This is a genomic window from Cellulomonas hominis (genome assembly GCF_901521055.1).
In the GTDB taxonomy this organism is placed as follows: domain Bacteria; phylum Actinomycetota; class Actinomycetes; order Actinomycetales; family Cellulomonadaceae; genus Cellulomonas; species Cellulomonas endometrii.
Genome location: NZ_CABEGA010000030.1, coordinates 1 through 20,097 on the forward strand (window position 1 = coordinate 1; position 20,097 = coordinate 20,097).

Sequence of the window (20,097 nt, forward strand, 5' to 3'; positions counted from 1 at the left end):
GCCAACCCCCACCAACCGTGACCACGGTGACCGCGGTGTCCCCCCGGACCGCCCCACACCCCTCTCGCCAACCGTGACCACGGTGACTGCGGTGACCGCAGCGATGCGGTGGTCACCACGCCTGAGGGTGGTCACCGCGAGTGACGTGGTCACCACGCCTGAGGGTGGTCACCGCGAGTGACGTGGTCACCACGCGTGAGGTAGTCACCGCAGACACGGCAGACGCCGTGGACGCCGTCTCGACGAGCGGACCCTCCCTTCCGCGAGACACGGTGCACACGGTGCACACGGTTCGCCGGAACGTGTCGCCACCGGCGCGGGACACGGTGACCACCATTCCCACCGGCCGCCGCGCCGACCACCCCGACCGCCGCCCGGCGAGGCGGCTCGCGTGCCTCCGGTGGACAGCACGTCCGTGGTCGTTGGTTAGATGGGTGCCGTGAGCGCCACCTCCCCCGCACCGGACGCCGTCGGCGTCGACGAGCTGTCGTACGAGCAGGCCCGGGACGAGCTGGTCGCCGTCGTCTCCCGCCTGGAGGCGGGGGGTGCGTCCCTCGAGGAGTCCCTGACGCTGTGGGAGCGGGGCGAGGCCCTCGCCGCCCGGTGCCAGCAGTGGCTCGACGGCGCCCGCGCCCGGCTCGACGCCGCCCGTGAGGCGGACGGCGACGGTCCCGCCCGCCCGGGCGCCGGCGAGGACGCCTCCTCCTGACCCCGGCGGCGCGGTCCCGCGCCACCCGCTGCACCGAACCGGCACCGCCGCCGGACGCGAAGGAGTCCCATGACCGAGCAGACCGCCCCCGCCCCGCGCGCCCTCGTCGTCGGGGAGGCCCTCGTCGACGTCGTGCTGCGGCGCGGTGAGGAGCCCGCCGAGCACCCGGGGGGCAGCCCGGCCAACGTGGCGATCGGGCTCGGTCGGCTGGGGCGGCGCGTCGACCTGCTGACGTGGCTCGCCGACGACGCGTACGGCGACCTGGTGCGCGAGCACCTCGCCGCGTCCGACGTGCACGTGCTCGCGGGTGACCGCGCGCCGGAGCGCACCTCGGTCGCGCGCGCCCACCTGGACGACGGGGGCGCCGCGACCTACGAGTTCGACCTCACGTGGGACCTGCCCGGGACCTGGGACGAGGGCGACGACGCCCCCGCCGTGGTGCACACCGGGTCGATCGCCACGGTGCTGACCCCCGGCGGGGAGGCGGTCGCCCGGCTGCTGGCCGAGCGCCGGTCGACGTCGACGCTCACGTACGACCCGAACCTGCGGCCGGCCCTGATGGGGGACGCCGACGCGACGCTCCCGGTCGTCGAGCGGCTCGTCGAGCTCGCGGACGTCGTCAAGGTCTCCGACGAGGACCTTGCCTGGCTGCACCCCGGGGTCGCCCCGGTCGAGATCGCCCGCGACTGGCTGAGCCGCGGCCCGGCGCTCGTGGTCGTGACGCTCGGCGGCGAGGGCGCGCTGGCCGTGACGGCGGCCGGGGACGAGATCGCGCTGACGGCACCGCCCGTCACGGTCGCGGACACCGTGGGCGCCGGGGACTCGTTCATGGCGGGGCTGATCGACGGGCTGTGGTCGGCCGGCCTGCTCGGCGCCGACGCCCGCGAGCGCCTGCACGCGATCGACCGGGCGACGATCGAGCGCGTGCTCGTCCGGTGCGCCGCCATCGCCGCGATCACGGTGTCCCGCGCGGGCGCGAACCCGCCGACGTCCGCGGAGCTCGGCGAGGCCTGACTCCGCGCGGCCCCGGCCGGGGTCAGGAGGCCTCGCGGTGCCGGCCCGCCGGGGTCGACGCCCCCGCGCCGTCGCCGCGTGCGACCTCCCCGCGGCGGTCGCCGTCCCGGTCGGCGTCCCGCTGCGCCCGCTCCAGCGCCGCCCGGCGGTCCTCCTCCGTCTCGGCGTCGATGCGCTGGGCGGCCTCGTCGTCGTAGGTGAGGTTCTCGCCGGACTCGGGGTCGAACACCAGCAGCCGCCGCGGGTCGAACCACAGCGTCGCCCGGCTGCCGTCGCGGACGCGGCTCTCCGACCCGAGGGACACGACGACCTGCGTGCGCATGCCCTCGCCGTCCAGGTCCCGGTCGAGCTCCTCGAGCTTCTTCGCGACGTCGGCGTGCGTCTCGAACGGGATGTAGGCGTACAGCTCGGACCCCAGCCACTCGATGACGTCGACGTCGGCCTCGAACGTGACGCCGCTGTCCCGCTTGATGTCGTCGAGCGTCCGCGCGTCCTCGACGTGCTCGGGGCGCAGGCCGACGATGACGAGCTCACGCCCGGCGACCCGGTCGCGGACCCGCTCGGGCATCGGCACCTCGGCGAACGGGAGCTTCAGGGTGTCGCCGCGGACCTCGCCGGGCATGAAGTTCATCGGCGGGGACCCGATGAACCCGGCGACGAACAGGTTGACCGGCTGCTCGTACAGCGCGCGGGGGCTCGCGACCTGCTGCGTCTCGCCCTTGCGGAGCACCACGACACGGTCGCCGAGCGTCATGGCCTCGGTCTGGTCGTGCGTGACGTACACGGTGGTGGTCCCCAGGCGGCGCTGCATGCGCGCGATCTCGGTCCGCATCTGCCCGCGCAGCTTCGCGTCGAGGTTGGACAGCGGCTCGTCGAACAGGAACGCGCGGGCGTCGCGGACGATCGCCCGGCCCATCGCGACGCGCTGACGCTGACCGCCGGACAGGTTCGCCGGCTTGCGGTCCAGGTGGTCGCGCAGCTCCAGGGTGTCGGCGGCGAACTCCACGTGCTCGCGGATCTGCTCCTCGGTGAACGCGCCCTTCTGCAGCCGCAGCGGGAACGCGATGTTCTCGAACACGGTGAGGTGCGGGTAGAGCGCGTAGTTCTGGAACACCATCGCCAGGTGCCGGTCGCGCGGGGCCTTGTCGTTGACCACCTCGTCGCCGATCCGCAGCTCGCCGGAGGTGATGTCCTCCAGCCCGACGATCATCCGGAGCAGGGTGGACTTCCCGCAGCCCGACGGTCCCACGAGGATGACGAACTCCCCGTCCTTGATGTCGAGGCTGACGCCGTTGACGGCCGGGTAGCCGTCGCCGTACTCCTTGACGATGTCCGTCAGGGTGATGGATGCCATGAGGTTCCTCCTGTCTCGGGCCGGGTGGGGAGCGCGACGGCTCAGCCCTTGACGGCGCCCTGGGTCAGCCCGGACACGATCTGGCGCTGGAACAGCAGCACCAGGACGACCACGGGGATGGTGACGACGACCGCGGCGGCCGAGATGGCGCCGGTCGGGTCCTCGAACTGCGAGGCGCCGGAGAAGAACGCCAGCGCCGCGGGCACGGGCCGCGCCGCCTCCGTGGAGGTCAGCGAGATGCCGTACACGAAGTCGTTCCACGCGATGAAGAACGCGATCAGCGCGGTGGTGAACACGCCCGGCGCCGCCAGCGGGACGATCGCCTTGCGGAACGCCTGCCACGTGGTCGCGCCGTCGACCTGCGCGGCCTGCTCGAGCTCCCACGGGATCTGCCGGAAGAACGCCGTGAGCGTCCAGATGGAGATGGGCAGCGTGAGCGAGAGGTACGGGATGATCAGGCCGGGCCAGGTGTCGTACAGCCCGATGGTCCGCCACAGGTTGAACAGCGGCGTGACGATCGAGATGACCGGGAAGATCGAGACGCCGAGCGCCGTGGTGAGGATGAGCTTGCGGCCCGGGAACTCCAGCCGGGCGATCGCGTACGCCGCGAGCGTGGACAGCACCACGGAGATCGCGGTGGCGATGAGCGAGATGCCGACGGAGTTGCGCAGCGACGACAGGAACAGCTCCTGCGCGGAGCCGTCCGGGGCGAGGATCTGCTCGTAGTTCTGCCACGTCCACGTCGTCGGCAGGAACTTCCCGGTGTTCAGGTCGCTCGGCAGCTTGAACGAGGTGGCCATGATCGACACCACCGGGAACAGCGCGTACAGCAGCACCGCGACGGTGATGGCGGCCCAGGCGGCCTTCTGCTTGCCCGACAGCGCGCCCATCAGCGGCCTCCCCTCGCGCCGGCCAGGTCGACCTTGAAGATCTTGATCGCGATGAAGCAGATGAGCATCACGCAGAGGAACAGCAGGACGGAGATCGCCGACCCGAGGCCGATCTCGAGGCGCCCGATGGACGTCCGGTACGCGAGCAGCGAGAGCACCGTCGTGTTGTTCGCGCCGTTCGTCATGATGAAGACGTTGTCGAAGATGCGGAACGCGTCCAGCGCCCGGAACAGGACGGCGACCATGATCGCGGCCTTCATGTTGGGCATGACGACGCGCTTCATCCGCTGCCACCAGGTGGCGCCGTCGACCTGCGCGGCCTCCTCGAGGTCGCCGGGGACCTGCGCCAGGCCGGCGAGCAGGAGCAGCGAGATGAAGGGCGTGGTCTTCCAGACCTCGGACGCGATGATCACGAACAGGCTGGTGCCCATGTTGGCGAACCAGTTGAGGTCGGGGCTGATGCCCGGCACCCAGTCGAACCACTGGTTGACGTACCCCGAGTCGATGCTGAACGCGTAGAACCACGCGAACGCCGAGACGACCGTGATGATGCCGTAGGGCACGAGGATCGCGGTGCGCAGCAGGCCCCGGAGCCGCAGGATCGCGCGGTGCATGATCATCGCCAGCGCGAAGCCGAGCACGAGCTCGACGGCCACGGTGATGATCATGATCCCGGTGGTGACGCCCAGCGACTGCCAGAACACCGAGTCGGACAGGATCACCGCGTAGTTCCCGAGGCCGATGAACGCCCGGTCGTCCGGCGCCGTGAGCCGGTTCCGGAACAGCGACTCGTAGACGGCCTGCAGGATCGGGTACGCCGTGACGGCGAGCATCACCACGAACGCGGGTCCGGCGAGCAGCCAGCCCAGCCGGGCCTCGGCCTTCGCGCGGTCGCTGCGGCCGCCCTTCGCGCGGGCGGTGCCGGTGGGGCCGCGTCCGCCGGGCCCGCCGGACCGGTCGGCGTCGCGCGGCCCCGCGCCGCGGGTGCCCTGCGCCGCCGGGCCGGCCGTCGCACCCGTGATCTCGGTGCTCATAGCAGCCGCTCCCCTCGCAGCACCTCGACGATGAAGGTGGTCGACTCCTCGGGCGTCGTCTCCGGGTCCACCGACGACGGCGCGTGCCACGTCTCCAGGAGGCCCTGCGACACCTCGTTGTAGTACGGCGTCTGCGGGCGGGGCGCCGCCTGCTCCAGCGACTGCCGGATGACGTCCGCCATCGGGAACGTCTCCTGCACCTCGGGGTCGTCGTACGCGACGGTGCTCGCCGGCGGGTTGCCGTCGGAGACGAAGTACGCCGCCTGGTTCTCGGGCCGCACGATGCACGCCGCCGCCTCGTACGCCTCGTCGACGTGGTTGCTGAACGCGCCGACGCCGAGGTTGATCCCGCCGTAGGGAGGCGCCGCGTCCTCGCCCTCGACGACCTGCGGGTAGACCGCCCAGCCGACGTCGTCCAGGAACTCCTGCTCGAGCGTCCCGTCCTCGACCGCGCCCTGCATGGCCGGCCAGACGAACGGCCAGTTGACCATGAACGACCCGCTGTCCCCCTGGAACTGCGACAGCGACGCGTTCTCGTCCTGCGTCGGCAGCCCGGCCCCGCCGAGCCGGTCGGCCCCGATCTCGCCGATGATCCGCGCGGCCTCCTTGCCGGCGTCGGACTCCAGCCCCAGCTCGACGTCCTCCGCCCCGGCCTCGGGCGTCTCGACGACGTGGCCCCCGGCGGACTCGACCAGCGCGTTGATCCAGACCGTGTACGCCTCGGCCTTGATGCCCTGGACCCCGAGCGTCAGGTCCTGGTCGCGCGCGGCGTCGATCACCTGGTCCCAGGTCACGGGCTGCGTCATGTCCAGCCCCGCGGCCTCGGCGACCGACTTCTTGAACCACAGCAGCTGGGTGTTCGCCCAGAACGGCACGGTGACCAGCTCGTCGCCCCATGAGGCGCCCTGCAGCGCGCCCTCGGCGACGTCCTGGCTGACCTGCTCGGCGATGTCGTCCGGCACGGGCGCGAGGAACCCCGCGTTCGCGAGCTCCGGGATGAACGGCGGGTCCAGGCTCATCAGGTCGATGGAGGAGTCCGACGCGGCGAGGCGCCGGGCGAGCTGCTCGCGCTGGGAGCTCGCCTCGCGGGGCAGGACCGAGACCTCGATCCGGTACGCGCCGTCGGCCTCCTCGGTGCACTGCTGCGCGAGCGCCGCCTGCCCGCCGGCGTCGGGGTTCGTGTACCAGGTGAGGACCGGGGTGTCGTCGGCCGGCGCGCACGCCCCGAGACCCACCCCCAGCGCGAGCACCGTCGCCCCGGCGATCATCGTCGACCGTCTGCGCACCGCCACCGCTCCCTCCGTCGCTACGAGGCCGCGACCAGCGCCCCGACCTCGTCCTTCACGTTTCCCACACCCTTGGCTACACCGCTCCGGCGGGCTCTGCCACCGGAGGGGCGACGCCGACGCCCGGCGTGGACGAGGTGGTGAAGCACCCGGGCGACGGTGCGACGATGTGGCCATGGCACATCCCACGACCCCCGCCGAGGCCTGGACCGCGCTCCGCGAGGGGAACGAGAGGTTCGTCAGCGGCGCCATGGAGCACCCGTCGCAGGGCTTCGAGCGGCGCGCCGAGGTGCAGGCCGAGCAGCACCCGTTCGCGGTGGTGTTCGGCTGCTCGGACAGCCGCGTCGCGGCGGAGATCGTCTTCGACCAGGGCCTCGGCGACGTGTTCGTGGTCCGGACGGCCGGGCACGTCCTCGACACCACCGTGATCGGCTCCATCGAGTACGGCGTCGAGATCCTCGGCGCGTCCCTGGTGGTCGTGCTGGGTCACGACTCCTGCGGCGCGGTGGCGGCGGCGACGGCCGCGCTGACCAAGGGCGAGCTGCCGCGGGGCTTCGTCCGCGCGGTGGTCGACCGGGTCATCCCCTCGATCGTGTCGCTCGCGCACGGCCCGGACGCCGACGGCCGCACGCGCGACCTGTCGACCGTGGACCCGGCCGAGCTCGGCCACGAGCACGTGCGGCACACCGTCGACATGCTGCGCTCGTACTCGGTGACGCTCGCGGAGGCGATCGAGGAGGGTCGGTGCGCGGTCGTCGGCGTGGAGTACACGCTGGCCGACGGGCAGGCCCGCCTGACGAGCGCGGTCGGCGACGTCGGGGAGACCCCGGTCCGGGCCTGATGGCAGGATGCCGCGCATGAACCAGCACGCCGACGACGACGTCCAGTACCGGATCGAGCACGACACGATGGGCGAGGTCCGGGTCCCGGCCGACGCCCTGTACCGCGCCCAGACGCAGCGCGCGGTCGAGAACTTCCCGATCAGCGGGACGACCCTGGAGCGGGGCCACGTCGCCGCGCTCGCCCGGATCAAGAAGGCCGCCGCGCGCGCCAACGCCGAGCTGGGCATCCTGGACGGCGCGGTCGCGGACGCGATCGCCGCCGCCGCGGACGAGGTCGCCGAGGGCCGGCACGACGCCCACTTCCCGGTGGACGTCTACCAGACCGGGTCGGGCACCAGCTCGAACATGAACATGAACGAGGTGCTCGCGACCCTCGCGACCCGGTCGCTCGGGTCGGACGTGCACCCGAACGACCACGTCAACGCGTCGCAGTCCTCGAACGACGTGTTCCCGACGTCCGTGCACGTCGCGGCCACCGACGGCGCCGTGAACGACCTGGTGCCGGCGTTGGAGCACCTCGCGGCGTCGCTGGAGCGGCTGGCCGAGAAGCACGCCGGCGACGTGAAGTCCGGCCGCACGCACCTGATGGACGCCACGCCGGTGACGTTCGGCCAGGAGTTCGGCGGGTACGCCGCGGCCGTCCGCCGCGGCGTCGAGCGCGTGCAGGCGGCGCTCCCCCGCGTCGCGGAGGTCCCGCTGGGCGGGACGGCGGTCGGCACGGGCATCAACACCCCGGCCGGGTTCCCGCAGCGGGTGATCGCCCTGCTCGCGGAGGACACCGGCCTGCCCCTGACCGAGGCGCGTGACCACTTCGAGGCGCAGGGCGCCCGGGACGGCCTGGTCGAGCTGTCCGGTGCCCTCCGGACGATCGCCGTGAGCCTCACGAAGATCTGCAACGACCTGCGCTGGATGGGCTCCGGGCCGAACACCGGCCTCGGCGAGATCCGGATCCCCGACCTGCAGCCGGGCTCCTCGATCATGCCCGGCAAGGTGAACCCGGTGATCCCGGAGGCGGTGCTCATGGTGGCCGCGCGGGTGGTCGGCAACGACGCGACGGTCGCGTGGGCGGGGGCCAGCGGGTCCTTCGAGCTCAACGTGCAGATCCCGGTGATGGGCCAGGCCGTGCTGGAGTCCGAGCGGCTGCTCGCCGCGGCGTGCCGGGTGCTCGCCGACCGCACGGTCGACGGCATCGAGGTCGACGTCGAGCGCGGGCGGGCGTACGCCGGCTCCTCGCCGTCGATCGTCACGCCGCTCAACCGCGTGATCGGGTACGAGGCCGCGGCGAAGATCGCCAAGCACGCGGTGGCCCAGGGCATCACGGTGCGGGAGGCCGTGGTCGCGCTCGGCTACGTGGAGCGCGGGGAGGTCACCGGGGCCCAGCTGGACGAGGCGCTGGACCTGCTGAGCATGACCCGCCCGAAGGCCTGACCGGGCCGCGGCGGCGGTCAGCGCGCGAGCGTGAACTCCTCCGCGCCGCGGGCGAGCTCCGCCGCCACGTCGGCCAGGTCGACGACGGCCTGCCGGACCTCCGCGGCGCCGTCGAACGCCTGGCCGGCGGCCTGCGCCACGTCCGCCGCGCTGCCGGCGATGTCGGTGGTGCTCTCGGCCGCGACGACCAGGTTCCGCTCGATCTCCGACGTCGTCGCGCTCTGCTCCTCGACGACAGCGGACACGGCGCCCTGCAGCTCGTCGACGGTGGTGACGGCGGTCGAGATCCGGCCGACGGAGGCCTGCACGTCGGCGGCGTCGCGGGTGACGGCCTCCAGGACCGGCGCGATGGTGCCGATCGCGCTGGACGTCTGCTGCGCCAGGTCCTTCACCTCGCCCGCGACCACGGCGAAGCCGGCACCGGCCGAGCCCGCACGGGCGGCCTCGATGCTGGCGTTCAGGGCGAGCAGGTGCGTCTGGCTCGCGATGGTCGTCACCGTGTCGAGCACCGCGGCGATCTGCGACGTCGAGGCGGCGAGCCGGTCGGCGGCGGACGCGGCCTCGGCCGTGATGCCGACGGCCTGCGCGGCCTCGCCGGACGCCGCGGTGACGTCCTGCGCGACCGACTCGATGGACGCGCGCATCTCGGTCATCGCGGCGGTGACGGTCTGCACCTCGGTGCTCACGACGGACGCGGAGCCCGCGGCGCCTTCGGCCCGGGACACGGTGCGGCCGGCGGCCTCCTCGAGCGTGCCGGAGGACCCGTCGAGCCGGCCGGCGGTGCTGCGGACCGCCTCCGCGCCCTGCTGCATGCGGGTCAGGGCGGCGCGCATCGCGTCGATCGCCTCGCCCAGCGCCGACCCCATGACGCCGATCTCGTCCCGGCCCTCGCCGCGGACCTCGACGGAGAGGTCCCGGTCGGCGACGCGGCGCAGGGCCGTCGTGAGGCGGCCGACGCGGCCGACGACCCGGCCGGAGATCCACACGACGAGGGCCACGGCCAGGACGGCCACCACGAGCCCGACGACGAGCAGCGTCACCACCAGCGTCCCGGCGCCGGCCTCCAGCTCGGTGGACACGGCGCGCAGGTCCGCGTCGAAGCCCCACGCGGCGACCGTCCAGCCCCACGGCGCGTACCGGGCGAGCTGGACCGTGGCGGCGCCGGCGTCCCCGAGGTCGACCCGCTCGGCGGTCGTCTCGCCCGCGGGGAGCTCCGCGGCGGCCTCGACCAGGCGCGCGGCATACGCGTCGCCGTCGGCGTCGACGGACCCCGCGGCGTCGCCCGCAGCCGCGCCCGGCGGCGGCACGACCCACCCGCCGTCGGCGTCCGCGACCGTCAGGTAGCCCTCCTGACCGACCGCGACCTCGGCGAGCGCGGCCCGCAGCGGCGCGTCGACCTCGCTCTGCGGGACGCCCACGAACAGGGCGCCGACCACCTGGTCGGCCACGACGAGCGGCGCGTACGCGGTGACGAACGGCTGCCCGACGACCTGCGCGGTGCCGTAGTAGGCCTCGCCGGCGAGCAGCGACGCGACGACGGCGTTCGGGGTGCCGTCGGGGGCCGTGGCGCCGATGGCGGTGCCGATGACGCGGTTGCCGTCGGCGTTCGTGACGCTGGTGGCGACGCGGAGCATGTCCCCCGCCTCGTCGACGCGCTGGAACACCGTGACCGAGGCGCCGAGCAGGGTGCTGATCTCGTCGACGACGGGCACCACCGTGGCGGGGTCGGTGGTGCGGCCGAGCCAGGTGCCGCCGACCTGCAGCTGCGGGAGGTCGACCTCGCGCGTCGCGCCGGTCGTCTGGTCGGTGACGGTCCAGTGCTCCGGGGCGCCGAACGTGACGGGCCCGGCCTGCGCGAGCGTCTGCTGGGCGACGCGCAGGTCGGAGGCCATCCGGTCGGTCACCGTGGCGACCTGCGTGGTCACGAGGGTGACGGCCTGCTGCGTGGTCTGCACCATCGACGCGGTGGTGAGCCGGTCCACGTCGTCGCCAGCGTCCTCCGCGAGGCCCGAGACCTGCCAGCCGCCGACCGCGGTGAGCAGGGCGGCGGTCACGGCGACGGCACCGGCACCGGTCGCGACGAGCTGGGCGCGCAGGCTGGTGCGCAGGCGGGGCAGGGGCACGGGGAGCTCCGGGGCAGGGCGGCGCGACGCCGGGCCCCCTCCGGTGCCGACGTTGACGCCGTGCCCATCGGTAGGCCGAAGGTCCTGTGTGAGCGGTTCGACGCACGGCGCCGCCCGGATTCACCCGGGCGGCGGACCTCCCTGCGCGCCCTCGACCCGCACGAGCACCCGGGACAGCAACGCCGCGAGCCGCTCCGACTCGGCGGCGGTCAGCCCGTCGAGCGCCGCCGACTCCCGGGCGAGGTGCTCGGGCATGAGCCGGTCGACGGTGGCGCGGCCCTCCTCGGTGAGCTCGAGCAGCACGCCGCGCCGGTCGCGGTGCGGGATGCCGCGGGCGATCAGCCCGGCGCGGACCAGGATCTCGGCGCGCTTCGTGATGGCCGCCCCGGACGCCGCGGTGATCGTCGACACCTCGCTCGCGCGCAGCGGGCGGCCGGCACGGCGCAACGCGCACAGCAGGTCGAACTCCCCGCGGGTCAGCCCGGCCGTCGCGAGCGCGGCCTCCGACTGCTCGGTCAGCAGCGCGGCGATGCGGGTGATCCGGCCGGCGACCGCGATCGGCCGGACGTCGAGCTCCGGCGCCGCGCGCTCCCACTGCGCCCGGAGGCGGTCCACGCTGTCCACGGGCGCCACCCTAGTGGCGTGAACTCGTTCACATCTGTTTCACGCGTGAACATCTTTCGGTAGGATCCGACCAGTGCACCGACTGACCCTCCTCGCCGCCCTGCTCCATCCCGAGCAGCTGCGTGCCGCCCTGCGCCCGCACGGCGGCGGACCGAGCACCCGCGACGCCCTCGGCGGGGCGCTGCGCTGCGGGGCGAGCGTCGCGCTCGCGCTGCTGGTGGTCGCGGGCGCAGGCCGGCAGGACCTCGCCGGCTACGCGGCCATCGGCGCGCTCGCGTCGCTGTACGGGCGCTCCGCGGGGTACGCCTGGCGGGTCCGGCTGATGGCGGTCGTCGGCGCGGCCCTGACCGGCACCGTGGCGCTCATGTCCGCCCTCGCGGACGCGCCCGTCGTCCTCGGGCTGGCGGCCCTGACGGTCGTCGCCAGCGCGGCGACCGCCGGCGCCGCCGCCCTGCGCACCGGACCACCCGCGGCGACCATCGTCGTGTTCGCCGCGGGAGCGGGCACCGCCGCCACGTCCGGAGCGGGGGACGTGGCCGCGCGGGCGGCGGCCGTCGCGACGGGGCTGCTGGTCGCGCTGCTGGTGTGCAACGCCGGCGCCGCGGTGGACCTGCTGCGCGGGCGGCCGGTCCCCCCGGCCCCTCGGGTCCGGGACGTCGTCCGCGCGGGCACGGCGGGCGGCGCGGCGCTCGACCCGGCCGTCACGGTCGCCGCCGCGGCCGCCGTCGCGTCGACGGTCGCGACCTGGGCCGGCTGGGGGCACCCGGCCTGGGCCGTCATGGGCGCTGCCGCCGTGCTGCAGGGCACGCACGTGCGGCACATGGGGGTCCGGGCGCTGCAGCGCGCGGCCGGCACGGCGTGCGGTGCGCTCGTCGCGCTCCCGCTGCTGGGCGCGCACCTGGACTTCGTCGCGGTCGCGGTGCTCGTCGTCGTGCTGCAGACCGTCACCGAGCTCGTGGTCGCCCGGCACTACGGCGTCGCGATGCTGACCATCACACCGATGGCGCTGCTCATGACCTCGATCGGCGGGCCGCTCGACCCCACGGCGCTCGCGCTCGACCGTGCGCTGGACACGGCGGTCGGCGCCGTCGTCGGCCTCGTGGTGGCGGTCGCGGCGGCGCGGCCGGAGCACGCCGTCGCCCCCACCTCCCCTTCCCCAGCGGCGGCGCCCGGGCACCCCGCCGCCCGCGACTGACCCGTGAGCAGCGGACCGGATGGTACACACCCGGATGGTGTCATCAGGCGGATTTGCGCCGGTAATAGTTCACATTGACTCGATATCCGGCAATGTCGCAGGGTATGCGGGTCCGATTGTGCACACCTCCTGCGAGGAGATTCCTGTGAAGCGCTCTCTCACGGCCGCCGTGCTGTCCGGCATCCTGGCCCTCGGGCTGGTAGGGACCGGTGCGACCGCGGCCATGGCCGGTCCCACGATGAACACCACCTGCATGGGGTGGGGCATCACCTCGGGCACGATGCTGGGTGGCCCGTTCAAGGGCTGGACCTACGCCAAGAACACCAGCAAGACGACGCTGGTGCTCAAGATCTACGAGCCCGGGAACATCTACCAGCTCGTCACCGCACCGGGGAAGACGTACTACTTCGAGTCCCCGAACACGCGCATCTACTGCGGCTGACCGCCGTGGCGGCGGGCCCCGTCGATGCGGAGGAGCCCGCCGCCTACGCGCGTGCGTCAGAGGTCGATGCCCTCCAGCATCTCCGTGACGAGCGCCGCGACGGGCGACCGCTCCGAGCGGGTCAGCGTGACGTGCGCGAACAGCGGGTGCCCCTTGAGCGCCTCGATCACGGCGGCGATGCCGTCGTGCCGGCCGACCCGCAGGTTGTCCCGCTGGGCGACGTCGTGGGTCAGCACCACGCGTGAGCTCTGGCCGATGCGGGACAGCACGGTCAGCAGGACGTTCCGCTCCAGGGACTGCGCCTCGTCCACGATGACGAACGCGTCGTGCAGCGAGCGCCCGCGGATGTGCGTGAGCGGCAGGACCTCCAGCAGGTCGCGGTCGATGATCTCCTCGACCACCTCGCGGCTGACCACCGCGCCGAGGGTGTCGAAGACCGCCTGCGCCCAGGGGTTCATCTTCTCGGACTCGCTGCCCGGCAGGTAGCCGAGCTCCTGACCGCCGACGGCGTACAGCGGCCGGAACACCATCACCTTGCGGTGCTGCCGGCGCTCCAGCACGGCCTCCAGCCCCGCGCACAGCGCGAGCGCCGACTTGCCGGTGCCCGCGCGGCCGCCGAGCGAGACGATGCCGACCTGCTCGTCCAGCAGCAGGTCGATGGCGATCCGCTGCTCGGCGCTGCGGCCGTGCAGCCCGAACACGTCCTGGTCGCCGCGGACCACCTGGACGTGCTTGTCCGACGTGACGCGGCCGAGGGCCGACCCGCGCGGGCTGTGCATGACCAGGCCCGTGTGGCACGGCAGCTCCGGCGCGTCCGGGAGGTCGGCGAGCGCGATCGCGTCGTGCTCCCACAGGTCCGCCATCTGCTGCTCGGTCAGGTCGAGCGCGTCCATCCCGGTCCAGCCGGAGTCGACCGCGAGCTCGTGCCGGTACTCCTCGGCGCGCAGGCCGATCGCCGACGCCTTGATCCGCATCGGCAGGTCCTTGGAGACCACGGTGACGTCGTGCCCCTCGGCCGCGAGGTTCGCGGCGCAGGCGAGGATCCGGGTGTCGTTGTCACCGAGCCGGAACCCGGCGGGCAGCACGGCCGGGTCGGTGTGGTTGAGCTCGACCCGCAGCGTCCCGCCCTGGTCGCCGATCGGCAGCGGCGCGTCGAGCCCGCCGTGCTGGATGCGCAGGTCGTCGAGCAGGCGCAGCGCGGAGCGGGCGAAGAACCCCAGCTCGGCGTGGTGCCGCTTGCCCTCCAGCTCGGTGATCACCACGACGGGCAGCACCACGTCGTGCTCGGCGAACCGCAGGATCGCCTTGGGGTCCGACAGGAGGACGGAGGTGTCCAGGACGTGCGTCCGGCGCCCCTCCGGCTGGTCGGTCGAGGCGGTGGCGGATCCCAGCTTGCTGACCACGGCAGGCTCCCTCCGGCGCTGCGTCAGCGCCGACTCGGGCCCGGGGTGCCGAGCCACGACGGGCTCCTGCGGCACTCGGGATGGGGACGAGGGCGGCCGGCCCGCACGAAGGGCCACGACCGGCCCTCCCCCCGGAGCGCGTGCTCCATAGGGCTGGCCTCCCGGGGACGACTGGTGCCGTCCGTTGCGAGGGACGCTACGCCGCACATCCGACACTCCCGCGCACGACCCGGGTGTGTCGCACGTCACGCAACATGATGTTCACCCGCCGGACCCGCGCCCGTCGCCGGGGGCGCCCGTCACTGCCCGCGGCGGCGCTCCCGGGCGGCGTAGTCACGCACCGCGCGCAGGAAGTCCACGCGGCGGAAGTCCGGCCAGTACGCCTCGCAGAAGTAGTACTCGGAGTGCACCGACTGCCAGAGCATGAAGCCGCCGAGCCGCTGCTCGCCGGAGGTCCGGATCACCAGGTCCGGGTCGGGCTGGCCCTTGGTGTAGAGGTGGTCGGCGATGTGCTCGACGTCGAACGTCGCGGCGATCTCCTCCAGCGAGGCCCCGTCGGCCGCGCGCTCCGTCAGGTACGACCGCACCGCGTCGGCGATCTCCCGCCGGCCGCCGTAGCCGATCGCGACGTTGACGTGCAGCCCCTCGACGTCGGACGTGGCGGACTCGGCGTCGCGCAGGGCCTGCGCGGTGCGCTCGGGCAGCAGGTCGAGCGACCCCACCGCCTGGACCCGCCAGCGCCGGGTGGCCGCGAGCTCGCGCACCGCGTCCTCGATGATGCCGAGCAGGGCCTCGAGCTCCGCGGCCTCGCGGCCCAGGTTGTCGGTCGAGAGCATCCACAGCGTCACGACCTCGACGCCGACCTCCTCGCTCCACAGCAGCAGGTCGGAGATCCTGTCCGCGCCGCGCCGGTGCCCCGTCGCGGTCGTCTCGCCCAGCTGGCGCGCCCAGCGCCGGTTGCCGTCCAGGATGACCCCGATGTGCCGCGGGACCCGGTCCCGGGGCAGCGACGCGGCGAGCCGCCGCTCGTACAACCCGTACAACGGGTGGGGCAGACGCACAGGACTCCTTCAGCGGTGGCGGACGGCGGTGCTCACGCTACCGGCACGCCTGCCCGCGCCACGGTGCACCGGGAGGGTGGTGAGGGGGAGGATTCGTGCAGGACCACCGACGACGCCTCCGACCTACGGCTCCGTAACCTACGCACACGTAGGTTAGGATCCGAGGCGTCCACCGCCCCCCGAGAGGAAGGCCCCGCAGTGAAGGTCGCCGAGACCGCCGAGCAGGTCGCCGACGCCGTCAAGCCGCGGCTGCGCGGCTGGATCCACGCGGGCATGTTCCCCGTCGCCACCGTCGCGTCGGTCGTCCTGGTGGTGCTCGCGCCCACCGCGCCGCTGACCATCGCCAGCGCCGTGTTCGGTGCCGCCGCGATGCTGCTGTTCGGCGTCAGCGCGGTGTACCACCGCGGCACCTGGTCCCCGCGGGTCGCCGGCGTCCTGCGCCGCCTGGACCACACGAACATCTTCCTGGTGATCGCCGGGACGTACACGCCGCTCGCGGTGGCCCTGCTGCCCGCCGACACCGCCCGGACGCTGCTGATCATCGTGTGGTCGGGCGCCCTGGTCGGGATGCTCGCGCGGATCTTCTGGCTCGGCGCCCCGCGCTGGGTCTACGTGCCCGTGTACATCGCGCTGGGCTGGGTGGCCGTCTGGTTCCTGCCGGCCTTCGGGCGCGCGGACAACGGCGGGGCGGCGGTCGTGTGGCTCGTCGCCGTCGGCGGGCTCGCGTACACGCTGGGCGCGCTGGTCTACGGCCTGAAGCGCCCGAACCCGAGCCCGCGGTGGTTCGGGTTCCACGAGGTGTTCCACCTGCTGACCGTCGTCGGCTGGGGCTGCCACTACGCCGCGGCCGCGATCGCCGTCCTGGGCTGACGCCGCTCCCGCGCGGAGCGGGGTCAGACCGCCGGGACCACCCGGTACCGGCGGTGGCGCAGCGACGGGTTCCGCTCCCGGACGCCGGCGAGCGCCTCGGGGTCGAGGTCGACCGTGCGCAGCTCCGGCTCCTCGCCGAGCTCCAGGCCCACGACGCCGTCCGGGCCGACGACCAGCGACCGCCCCGTCACGCCCGGGCCCGCCTGGCCGACCGCGACGACGACCGCGGTGTTCTCGATCGCCCGCGCCACGGCGAGGGTGCGCCAGTGCAGATCCTTCAGCGGCCCCGCCGCCCACGCCGCCGGGACGACCAGCACGTCCGCGCCGGCGTCGACCGCGCGACGCGCCGACTCGGGGAACCGCAGGTCGTAGCAGGTGAGCACCCCGAGGCGGACGCCGGCGACGTCGAGCGTGAGCGGTGCCGCGTCGGCCGGGCCGGGCTCGAGCCGGTCGGACTCGCGGTGCCCGAACGCGTCGTACAGGTGCACCTTGCGGTAGACGCCGGCCAGCTCACCGTCCGCGGCGACCGCCACGACGGCGTTCACGGCCCGCCCCGCGTCGGCGCCGGGCAGGGTGGTCCCGGCCACCACGGCGACCCCGTGCCGCACCGCGGACTCCCGCAGCAGCGAGACGAACGGGCCGTCGAGCGGCTCCGCGTGCTCCACGCCGGTGCCCCGCGGGTCGAAGCCCGACGCGTACTCGGGCAGCACGAGCACGTCCGCCCGCGCCCGAGCGGCGGTGTCGAACGCGCGCCGCACCACCTCGCGGTTCGCGGCGTGGTCGTCGCTGACTCGCAGCTGCCCGACGGTCACGCGCACGGCGGGCCGCACGGGCGGTGCGGTGCCGCTCACGGACGGTCCCGCGGCGGGGTACCGGACTCCCCCGGCCCGTCCGTGCCGGGCGTCGCGTCACCCGTCGGCGCAGCCGGGCGCGGTGCGGGCCCGTCCCCCTCGGCCTCGAGCCGCCGGGCGTTGCGGTCGACCACCCGCAGGTGCCGCACCAGCGAGAACGCGAGCAGGATCACGGCGACCGCGACGCCGAACGTCACGAGGAAGCCCAGCAGGCCGGGCGAGGTCTGGTCGGCGGACGGCACCTCCACGGTGCTCGGCGACGGCGACGGCTCGGCCGCACCCGCGAGCCCCCCGACGGCCTGCAGCAGCGCGCCGTGCGCGACCGCCGCCCCCTGGCCGACGGCCTCCAGCGTCCCGGTCACGCGAGCACCTCCCGCACCCCGGCGAACAGGTCGTCCTCGGGGATCGTCGTCGGCACGCGGGACTCCGCGAGCTCGTACTCCTCGGTCGGCCACACCTCGAGCTCCAGGTCCCGCGGCATGGCGAAGAAGAAGCCCTCGGGGTCGATCTGCGTCGCGTGCGCCCGCAGCGCGGCGTCCCGGGCGTCGAAGTACCCGTCGACCGGGATCAGCGTCGTGACCTCGCGCTCCGGGATCTCGCGCGCGGCGCGGGACTCGACCCACTCGCCGAACGGGGACTCCAGCCCGCGCTCCGTCATCGCCTCGTGCGCCGCCCGGATCCGGGCCATCGAGAACCCGTGGTTGTAGTACAGCTTGAGCGGCGTCCATGGCTCGCCCGCGCCGCGGTACCGCTCCGGGTCGCCCGCCGCGTGGAACGCCTCGAAGGCGACGCGGTGGCACATGATGTGGTCCGGGTGCGGGTAGCCGCCGGTCGGGTCGTACGTCGTGATCACGTGCGGCCGGAACTGGCGAACGAGCTCCACCAGGGGGCGGGACGCCTCCTCCAGCGGCTGCAGCGCGAAGCAGCCGTCCGGCAGCGGCGGCAGCGGGTCACCCTCCGGCAGCCCGGAGTCGACGAAGCCCAGCCAGTGCTGCCGGACACCCAGGGCCGCGGCGGCCTGCGCCATCTCGGTGCGGCGCACGGCGCGCATCGCCTCGATGCCGCCCTCGACCGGCGGGTGGTGGGGGTTGAGGACGTCGCCGCGCTCGCCGCCGGTGCACGTGACGACGAGGACGTCCACGCCCTCGGCCGCGTACCGGGCGGTCGTCGCCGCGCCCTTGCTCGACTCGTCGTCCGGGTGCGCGTGCACGGCCATCAGGCGCAGCTGCTCGGTCACGGTGTCCTCGTGGTCCTTCCCTCGTCGCCCTGGTCACGCTCGTGCGCTCCCGCACCCGTGCGCTCGTCGCCGGTGGGGAGCCGACGGGAGACAATGATCCCTCAGCCCACCGACACCGCGCGCCACCGGCGCCGGCCGAGCACCTGGAGCACCGCGTGACCGCACCCTCGACCTCCGCGGGACCCGGCCACCCCGGGCCGCCCGCCGGGCGGTACGGGCCCGCGACCACCCCCGGCCGGCGGCGGGCCGCCCGCGTCGGCCTGGTCGTGCTGGCGGTGCTCGGCGTCGCGGTCGCCGTCTGGATCGGCATCGGCCAGGCCCGCACCCCGGTGCGCTGGGACGAGGTCGGCTTCCGCGTCGACGGGCCGACGCAGACCGAGATGACCTTCGACGTCACCAAGGACCCGGAGGCCACCGTGACGTGCCGCGTGCAGGCGCTGTCCGACCGGTACGCCGAGGTGGGCGTGCAGGACGTCACCGTCGGCCCCGCCGGGACCGGCACCCAGCGCGTGACCACCACGATCCCCACCGCGGAGGAGGCCGTCTCGGCCGTCGTGGAGCACTGCGAGGTCGCCTGATCGAGGGACGACGGCGCCGCGACGGCCCCGTTCCGACCCCGTGCCGGGCCGGGAGCACCCCGGCGTTGCTATGCTTGCCGATTCATACGCCGCCCCGGACCGACGTCGCCCGACGTCGCCGCAGGTCGACGCGACCGCGAGGGATACGGCGCAACCCGTTCACGCACTCGCGCCTCGCTGCACGCCTGACCGGGTCCGGACGAGAGTGGACGCGCCGGCGACGGCGTACGACAACACGCAGGGAAGGAGTGGACGTGACCGACACGACGCAGGCCGCCACCTGGCTGACGCAGGAGGCCTACGACCGGCTCAAGGCGGAGCTCGAGCACCTCGAGGGCCCGGGACGCGCCGAGGTCACCGAGCGCATCGCCGCCGCGCGTGACGAGGGCGACCTCAAGGAGAACGGCGGCTACCACGCGGCGCGCGAGGAGCAGGCGAAGCAGGAGGCCCGCATCCGCGAGCTGAAGGAGAAGCTCCGCAACGTGCAGATCGGCACGCCGCCGGACGACGGCGTCGTCGAGCCCGGCATGGTGGTGACCGCCGTGGTCGCGGGCGACGAGATGGTGTTCCTGCTCGGCTCCCGCGAGATCGCCGGCAGCGCCGACATCGAGGTCTTCTCCCCGACGTCGCCGCTCGGTGCCTCGATCAACGGCCGCAAGGTCGGCGACACGGTCGCCTACACCGCGCCGAACGGCCGCGAGATCCCGGTGGAGATCAAGGGCGCGACGCCGTTCACGGGCTGAGCCCGGGCACAGCGCGCACGCGAGAGGGCCCCGTCCGCCACGGACGGGGCCCTCTCGCGTGCCCGGCCTCGCGCGCCGGACGGGCGGGCGCCGCTCAGACGGCGCACTCGCAGACGAGGTTGTACTCGACGACCTGGTCGCCCTCCTCGGGCCGGGCCCACGCCTCGGCCTCCGCGCGGGAGGCGAAGCGCCGCCCGGCCAGCCGCCCGTTCGCGAGCAGCACCCCGACCTCGATCATCGTGCGCGGGTCGAGCACGTCGACCCCGCCCGCTGCGGGCTCGGTGGTCGGCTGCTCGGTGGTCGTCAGCCCGGTCGTCGTCTGCGCCGTGGTCATGGTCGTCCTCCCGGTCCTCGGGGCGGGCACGGTGGCCCGCACGTCCAGCACAACACCCGCGGGCCGCGGATGATGCCGG

General features: G+C 74.2%; 21 protein-coding genes. 9 read left to right on the forward strand and 12 right to left on the reverse strand.

Going from position 1 to position 20,097, the window contains the following annotated elements:
- Positions 1–430 precede the first annotated feature (430 nt).
- Positions 431–709: an exodeoxyribonuclease VII small subunit gene (locus KJP73_RS08985; RefSeq protein WP_213282466.1), complete on the forward strand. Its 279-nt coding sequence runs from the start codon at positions 431–433 to the stop codon at positions 707–709.
- A 69-nt stretch (positions 710–778) separates the two neighbouring features.
- Positions 779–1,723 (forward strand): carbohydrate kinase family protein, encoded by a 945-nt coding sequence (locus tag KJP73_RS08990; protein ID WP_213282467.1) that lies wholly within the window; start codon positions 779–781, stop codon positions 1,721–1,723.
- A 22-nt stretch (positions 1,724–1,745) separates the two neighbouring features.
- Here KJP73_RS08990 and KJP73_RS08995 read toward each other — a convergent pair whose 3' ends face one another.
- Genes KJP73_RS08995 through KJP73_RS09010 form a run of 4 tightly spaced genes read right to left on the reverse strand, consistent with a single transcriptional unit; the run spans position 1,746 to position 6,287 of the window.
- Complete coding sequence (locus KJP73_RS08995) at positions 1,746–3,077, reverse strand: ABC transporter ATP-binding protein (protein WP_213282468.1); 1,332 nt, start codon at positions 3,075–3,077, stop codon at positions 1,746–1,748.
- Positions 3,078–3,118: 41 nt separating this feature from the next.
- The gene (locus KJP73_RS09000; RefSeq protein WP_213282469.1) at positions 3,119–3,967 is read right to left on the reverse strand and encodes a carbohydrate ABC transporter permease; all 849 of its coding nucleotides are present in this window, start codon (positions 3,965–3,967) and stop codon (positions 3,119–3,121) included.
- Positions 3,967–5,001, reverse strand: coding sequence for a carbohydrate ABC transporter permease (locus KJP73_RS09005; RefSeq protein ID WP_213282470.1), 1,035 nt, complete (start codon positions 4,999–5,001; stop codon positions 3,967–3,969). Before KJP73_RS09005 ends, KJP73_RS09000 begins: the two co-directional genes overlap by 1 nt.
- Positions 4,998–6,287: a sugar ABC transporter substrate-binding protein gene (locus KJP73_RS09010; protein WP_249669253.1), complete on the reverse strand. Its 1,290-nt coding sequence runs from the start codon at positions 6,285–6,287 to the stop codon at positions 4,998–5,000. The genes KJP73_RS09005 and KJP73_RS09010 overlap by 4 nt, the downstream gene beginning before the upstream one ends.
- Positions 6,288–6,462: 175 nt before the next feature.
- Here KJP73_RS09010 and KJP73_RS09015 point away from each other — a divergent pair, with 175 nt between their 5' ends.
- Together KJP73_RS09015 and KJP73_RS09020 are read left to right on the forward strand one after the other, a co-directional pair.
- Positions 6,463–7,128, forward strand: coding sequence for a carbonic anhydrase (locus tag KJP73_RS09015; protein ID WP_213282471.1), 666 nt, complete (start codon positions 6,463–6,465; stop codon positions 7,126–7,128).
- 16 nt (positions 7,129–7,144) lie between these two features.
- A complete protein-coding gene (locus KJP73_RS09020) occupies positions 7,145–8,557 on the forward strand; it encodes a class II fumarate hydratase (RefSeq protein WP_213282472.1) in 1,413 nt (470 codons plus the stop codon).
- Positions 8,558–8,574: 17 nt separating this feature from the next.
- Here the strand turns inward: KJP73_RS09020 and KJP73_RS09025 are convergent, their stop codons facing one another.
- Both KJP73_RS09025 and KJP73_RS09030 read right to left on the reverse strand, forming a co-directional pair.
- The gene (locus KJP73_RS09025) at positions 8,575–10,680 is read right to left on the reverse strand and encodes a methyl-accepting chemotaxis protein (protein ID WP_213282473.1); all 2,106 of its coding nucleotides are present in this window, start codon (positions 10,678–10,680) and stop codon (positions 8,575–8,577) included.
- Positions 10,681–10,800: 120 nt separating this feature from the next.
- Positions 10,801–11,304, reverse strand: a complete 504-nt coding sequence (locus tag KJP73_RS09030; RefSeq protein ID WP_249669247.1) for a MarR family winged helix-turn-helix transcriptional regulator — start codon at positions 11,302–11,304, stop codon at positions 10,801–10,803.
- A gap of 73 nt (positions 11,305–11,377) precedes the next feature.
- Here KJP73_RS09030 and KJP73_RS09035 point away from each other — a divergent pair, with 73 nt between their 5' ends.
- Positions 11,378–12,499 (forward strand): FUSC family protein, encoded by a 1,122-nt coding sequence (locus KJP73_RS09035; RefSeq protein ID WP_213282475.1) that lies wholly within the window; start codon positions 11,378–11,380, stop codon positions 12,497–12,499.
- Between the two features lie 145 nt (positions 12,500–12,644).
- The gene (locus KJP73_RS09040) at positions 12,645–12,941 is read left to right on the forward strand and encodes a hypothetical protein (RefSeq protein ID WP_213282476.1); all 297 of its coding nucleotides are present in this window, start codon (positions 12,645–12,647) and stop codon (positions 12,939–12,941) included.
- A 56-nt stretch (positions 12,942–12,997) separates the two neighbouring features.
- Here KJP73_RS09040 and KJP73_RS09045 read toward each other — a convergent pair whose 3' ends face one another.
- Positions 12,998–14,344 (reverse strand): PhoH family protein, encoded by a 1,347-nt coding sequence (locus KJP73_RS09045; RefSeq protein ID WP_213282477.1) that lies wholly within the window; start codon positions 14,342–14,344, stop codon positions 12,998–13,000.
- Positions 14,345–14,643: 299 nt separating this feature from the next.
- Complete coding sequence (locus KJP73_RS09050; protein ID WP_213282478.1) at positions 14,644–15,405, reverse strand: isoprenyl transferase; 762 nt, start codon at positions 15,403–15,405, stop codon at positions 14,644–14,646.
- 198 nt (positions 15,406–15,603) lie between these two features.
- On the opposite strand from KJP73_RS09050, the gene trhA reads away from it, so the two are divergent.
- The gene (gene trhA, locus KJP73_RS09055; RefSeq protein ID WP_249669248.1) at positions 15,604–16,275 is read left to right on the forward strand and encodes a PAQR family membrane homeostasis protein TrhA; all 672 of its coding nucleotides are present in this window, start codon (positions 15,604–15,606) and stop codon (positions 16,273–16,275) included.
- 23 nt (positions 16,276–16,298) lie between these two features.
- Here the strand turns inward: trhA and KJP73_RS09060 are convergent, their stop codons facing one another.
- From KJP73_RS09060 to mca, 3 genes are read right to left on the reverse strand one after another with little or no spacing between them, the layout of a single operon-like run.
- Positions 16,299–17,126 carry a carbon-nitrogen hydrolase family protein gene (locus KJP73_RS09060; RefSeq protein WP_213282480.1) on the reverse strand — a complete coding sequence of 276 codons (828 nt, stop codon included), beginning with the start codon at positions 17,124–17,126 and terminating at the stop codon, positions 16,299–16,301.
- Positions 17,123–17,488, reverse strand: a complete 366-nt coding sequence (locus KJP73_RS09065) for a hypothetical protein (RefSeq protein ID WP_213282481.1) — start codon at positions 17,486–17,488, stop codon at positions 17,123–17,125. Before KJP73_RS09065 ends, KJP73_RS09060 begins: the two co-directional genes overlap by 4 nt.
- Positions 17,485–18,342 carry a mycothiol conjugate amidase Mca gene (gene mca, locus KJP73_RS09070; protein WP_213282516.1) on the reverse strand — a complete coding sequence of 286 codons (858 nt, stop codon included), beginning with the start codon at positions 18,340–18,342 and terminating at the stop codon, positions 17,485–17,487. The genes KJP73_RS09065 and mca overlap by 4 nt, the downstream gene beginning before the upstream one ends.
- A gap of 176 nt (positions 18,343–18,518) precedes the next feature.
- On the opposite strand from mca, the gene KJP73_RS09075 reads away from it, so the two are divergent.
- The gene (locus KJP73_RS09075; protein WP_213282482.1) at positions 18,519–18,941 is read left to right on the forward strand and encodes a DUF4307 domain-containing protein; all 423 of its coding nucleotides are present in this window, start codon (positions 18,519–18,521) and stop codon (positions 18,939–18,941) included.
- Between the two features lie 254 nt (positions 18,942–19,195).
- The gene (gene greA, locus KJP73_RS09080; RefSeq protein WP_213282484.1) at positions 19,196–19,684 is read left to right on the forward strand and encodes a transcription elongation factor GreA; all 489 of its coding nucleotides are present in this window, start codon (positions 19,196–19,198) and stop codon (positions 19,682–19,684) included.
- A gap of 94 nt (positions 19,685–19,778) precedes the next feature.
- Here greA and KJP73_RS09085 read toward each other — a convergent pair whose 3' ends face one another.
- Positions 19,779–20,018, reverse strand: coding sequence for a hypothetical protein (locus tag KJP73_RS09085; RefSeq protein WP_213282525.1), 240 nt, complete (start codon positions 20,016–20,018; stop codon positions 19,779–19,781).
- Between the last annotated feature and the right edge of the window lie 79 nt (positions 20,019–20,097).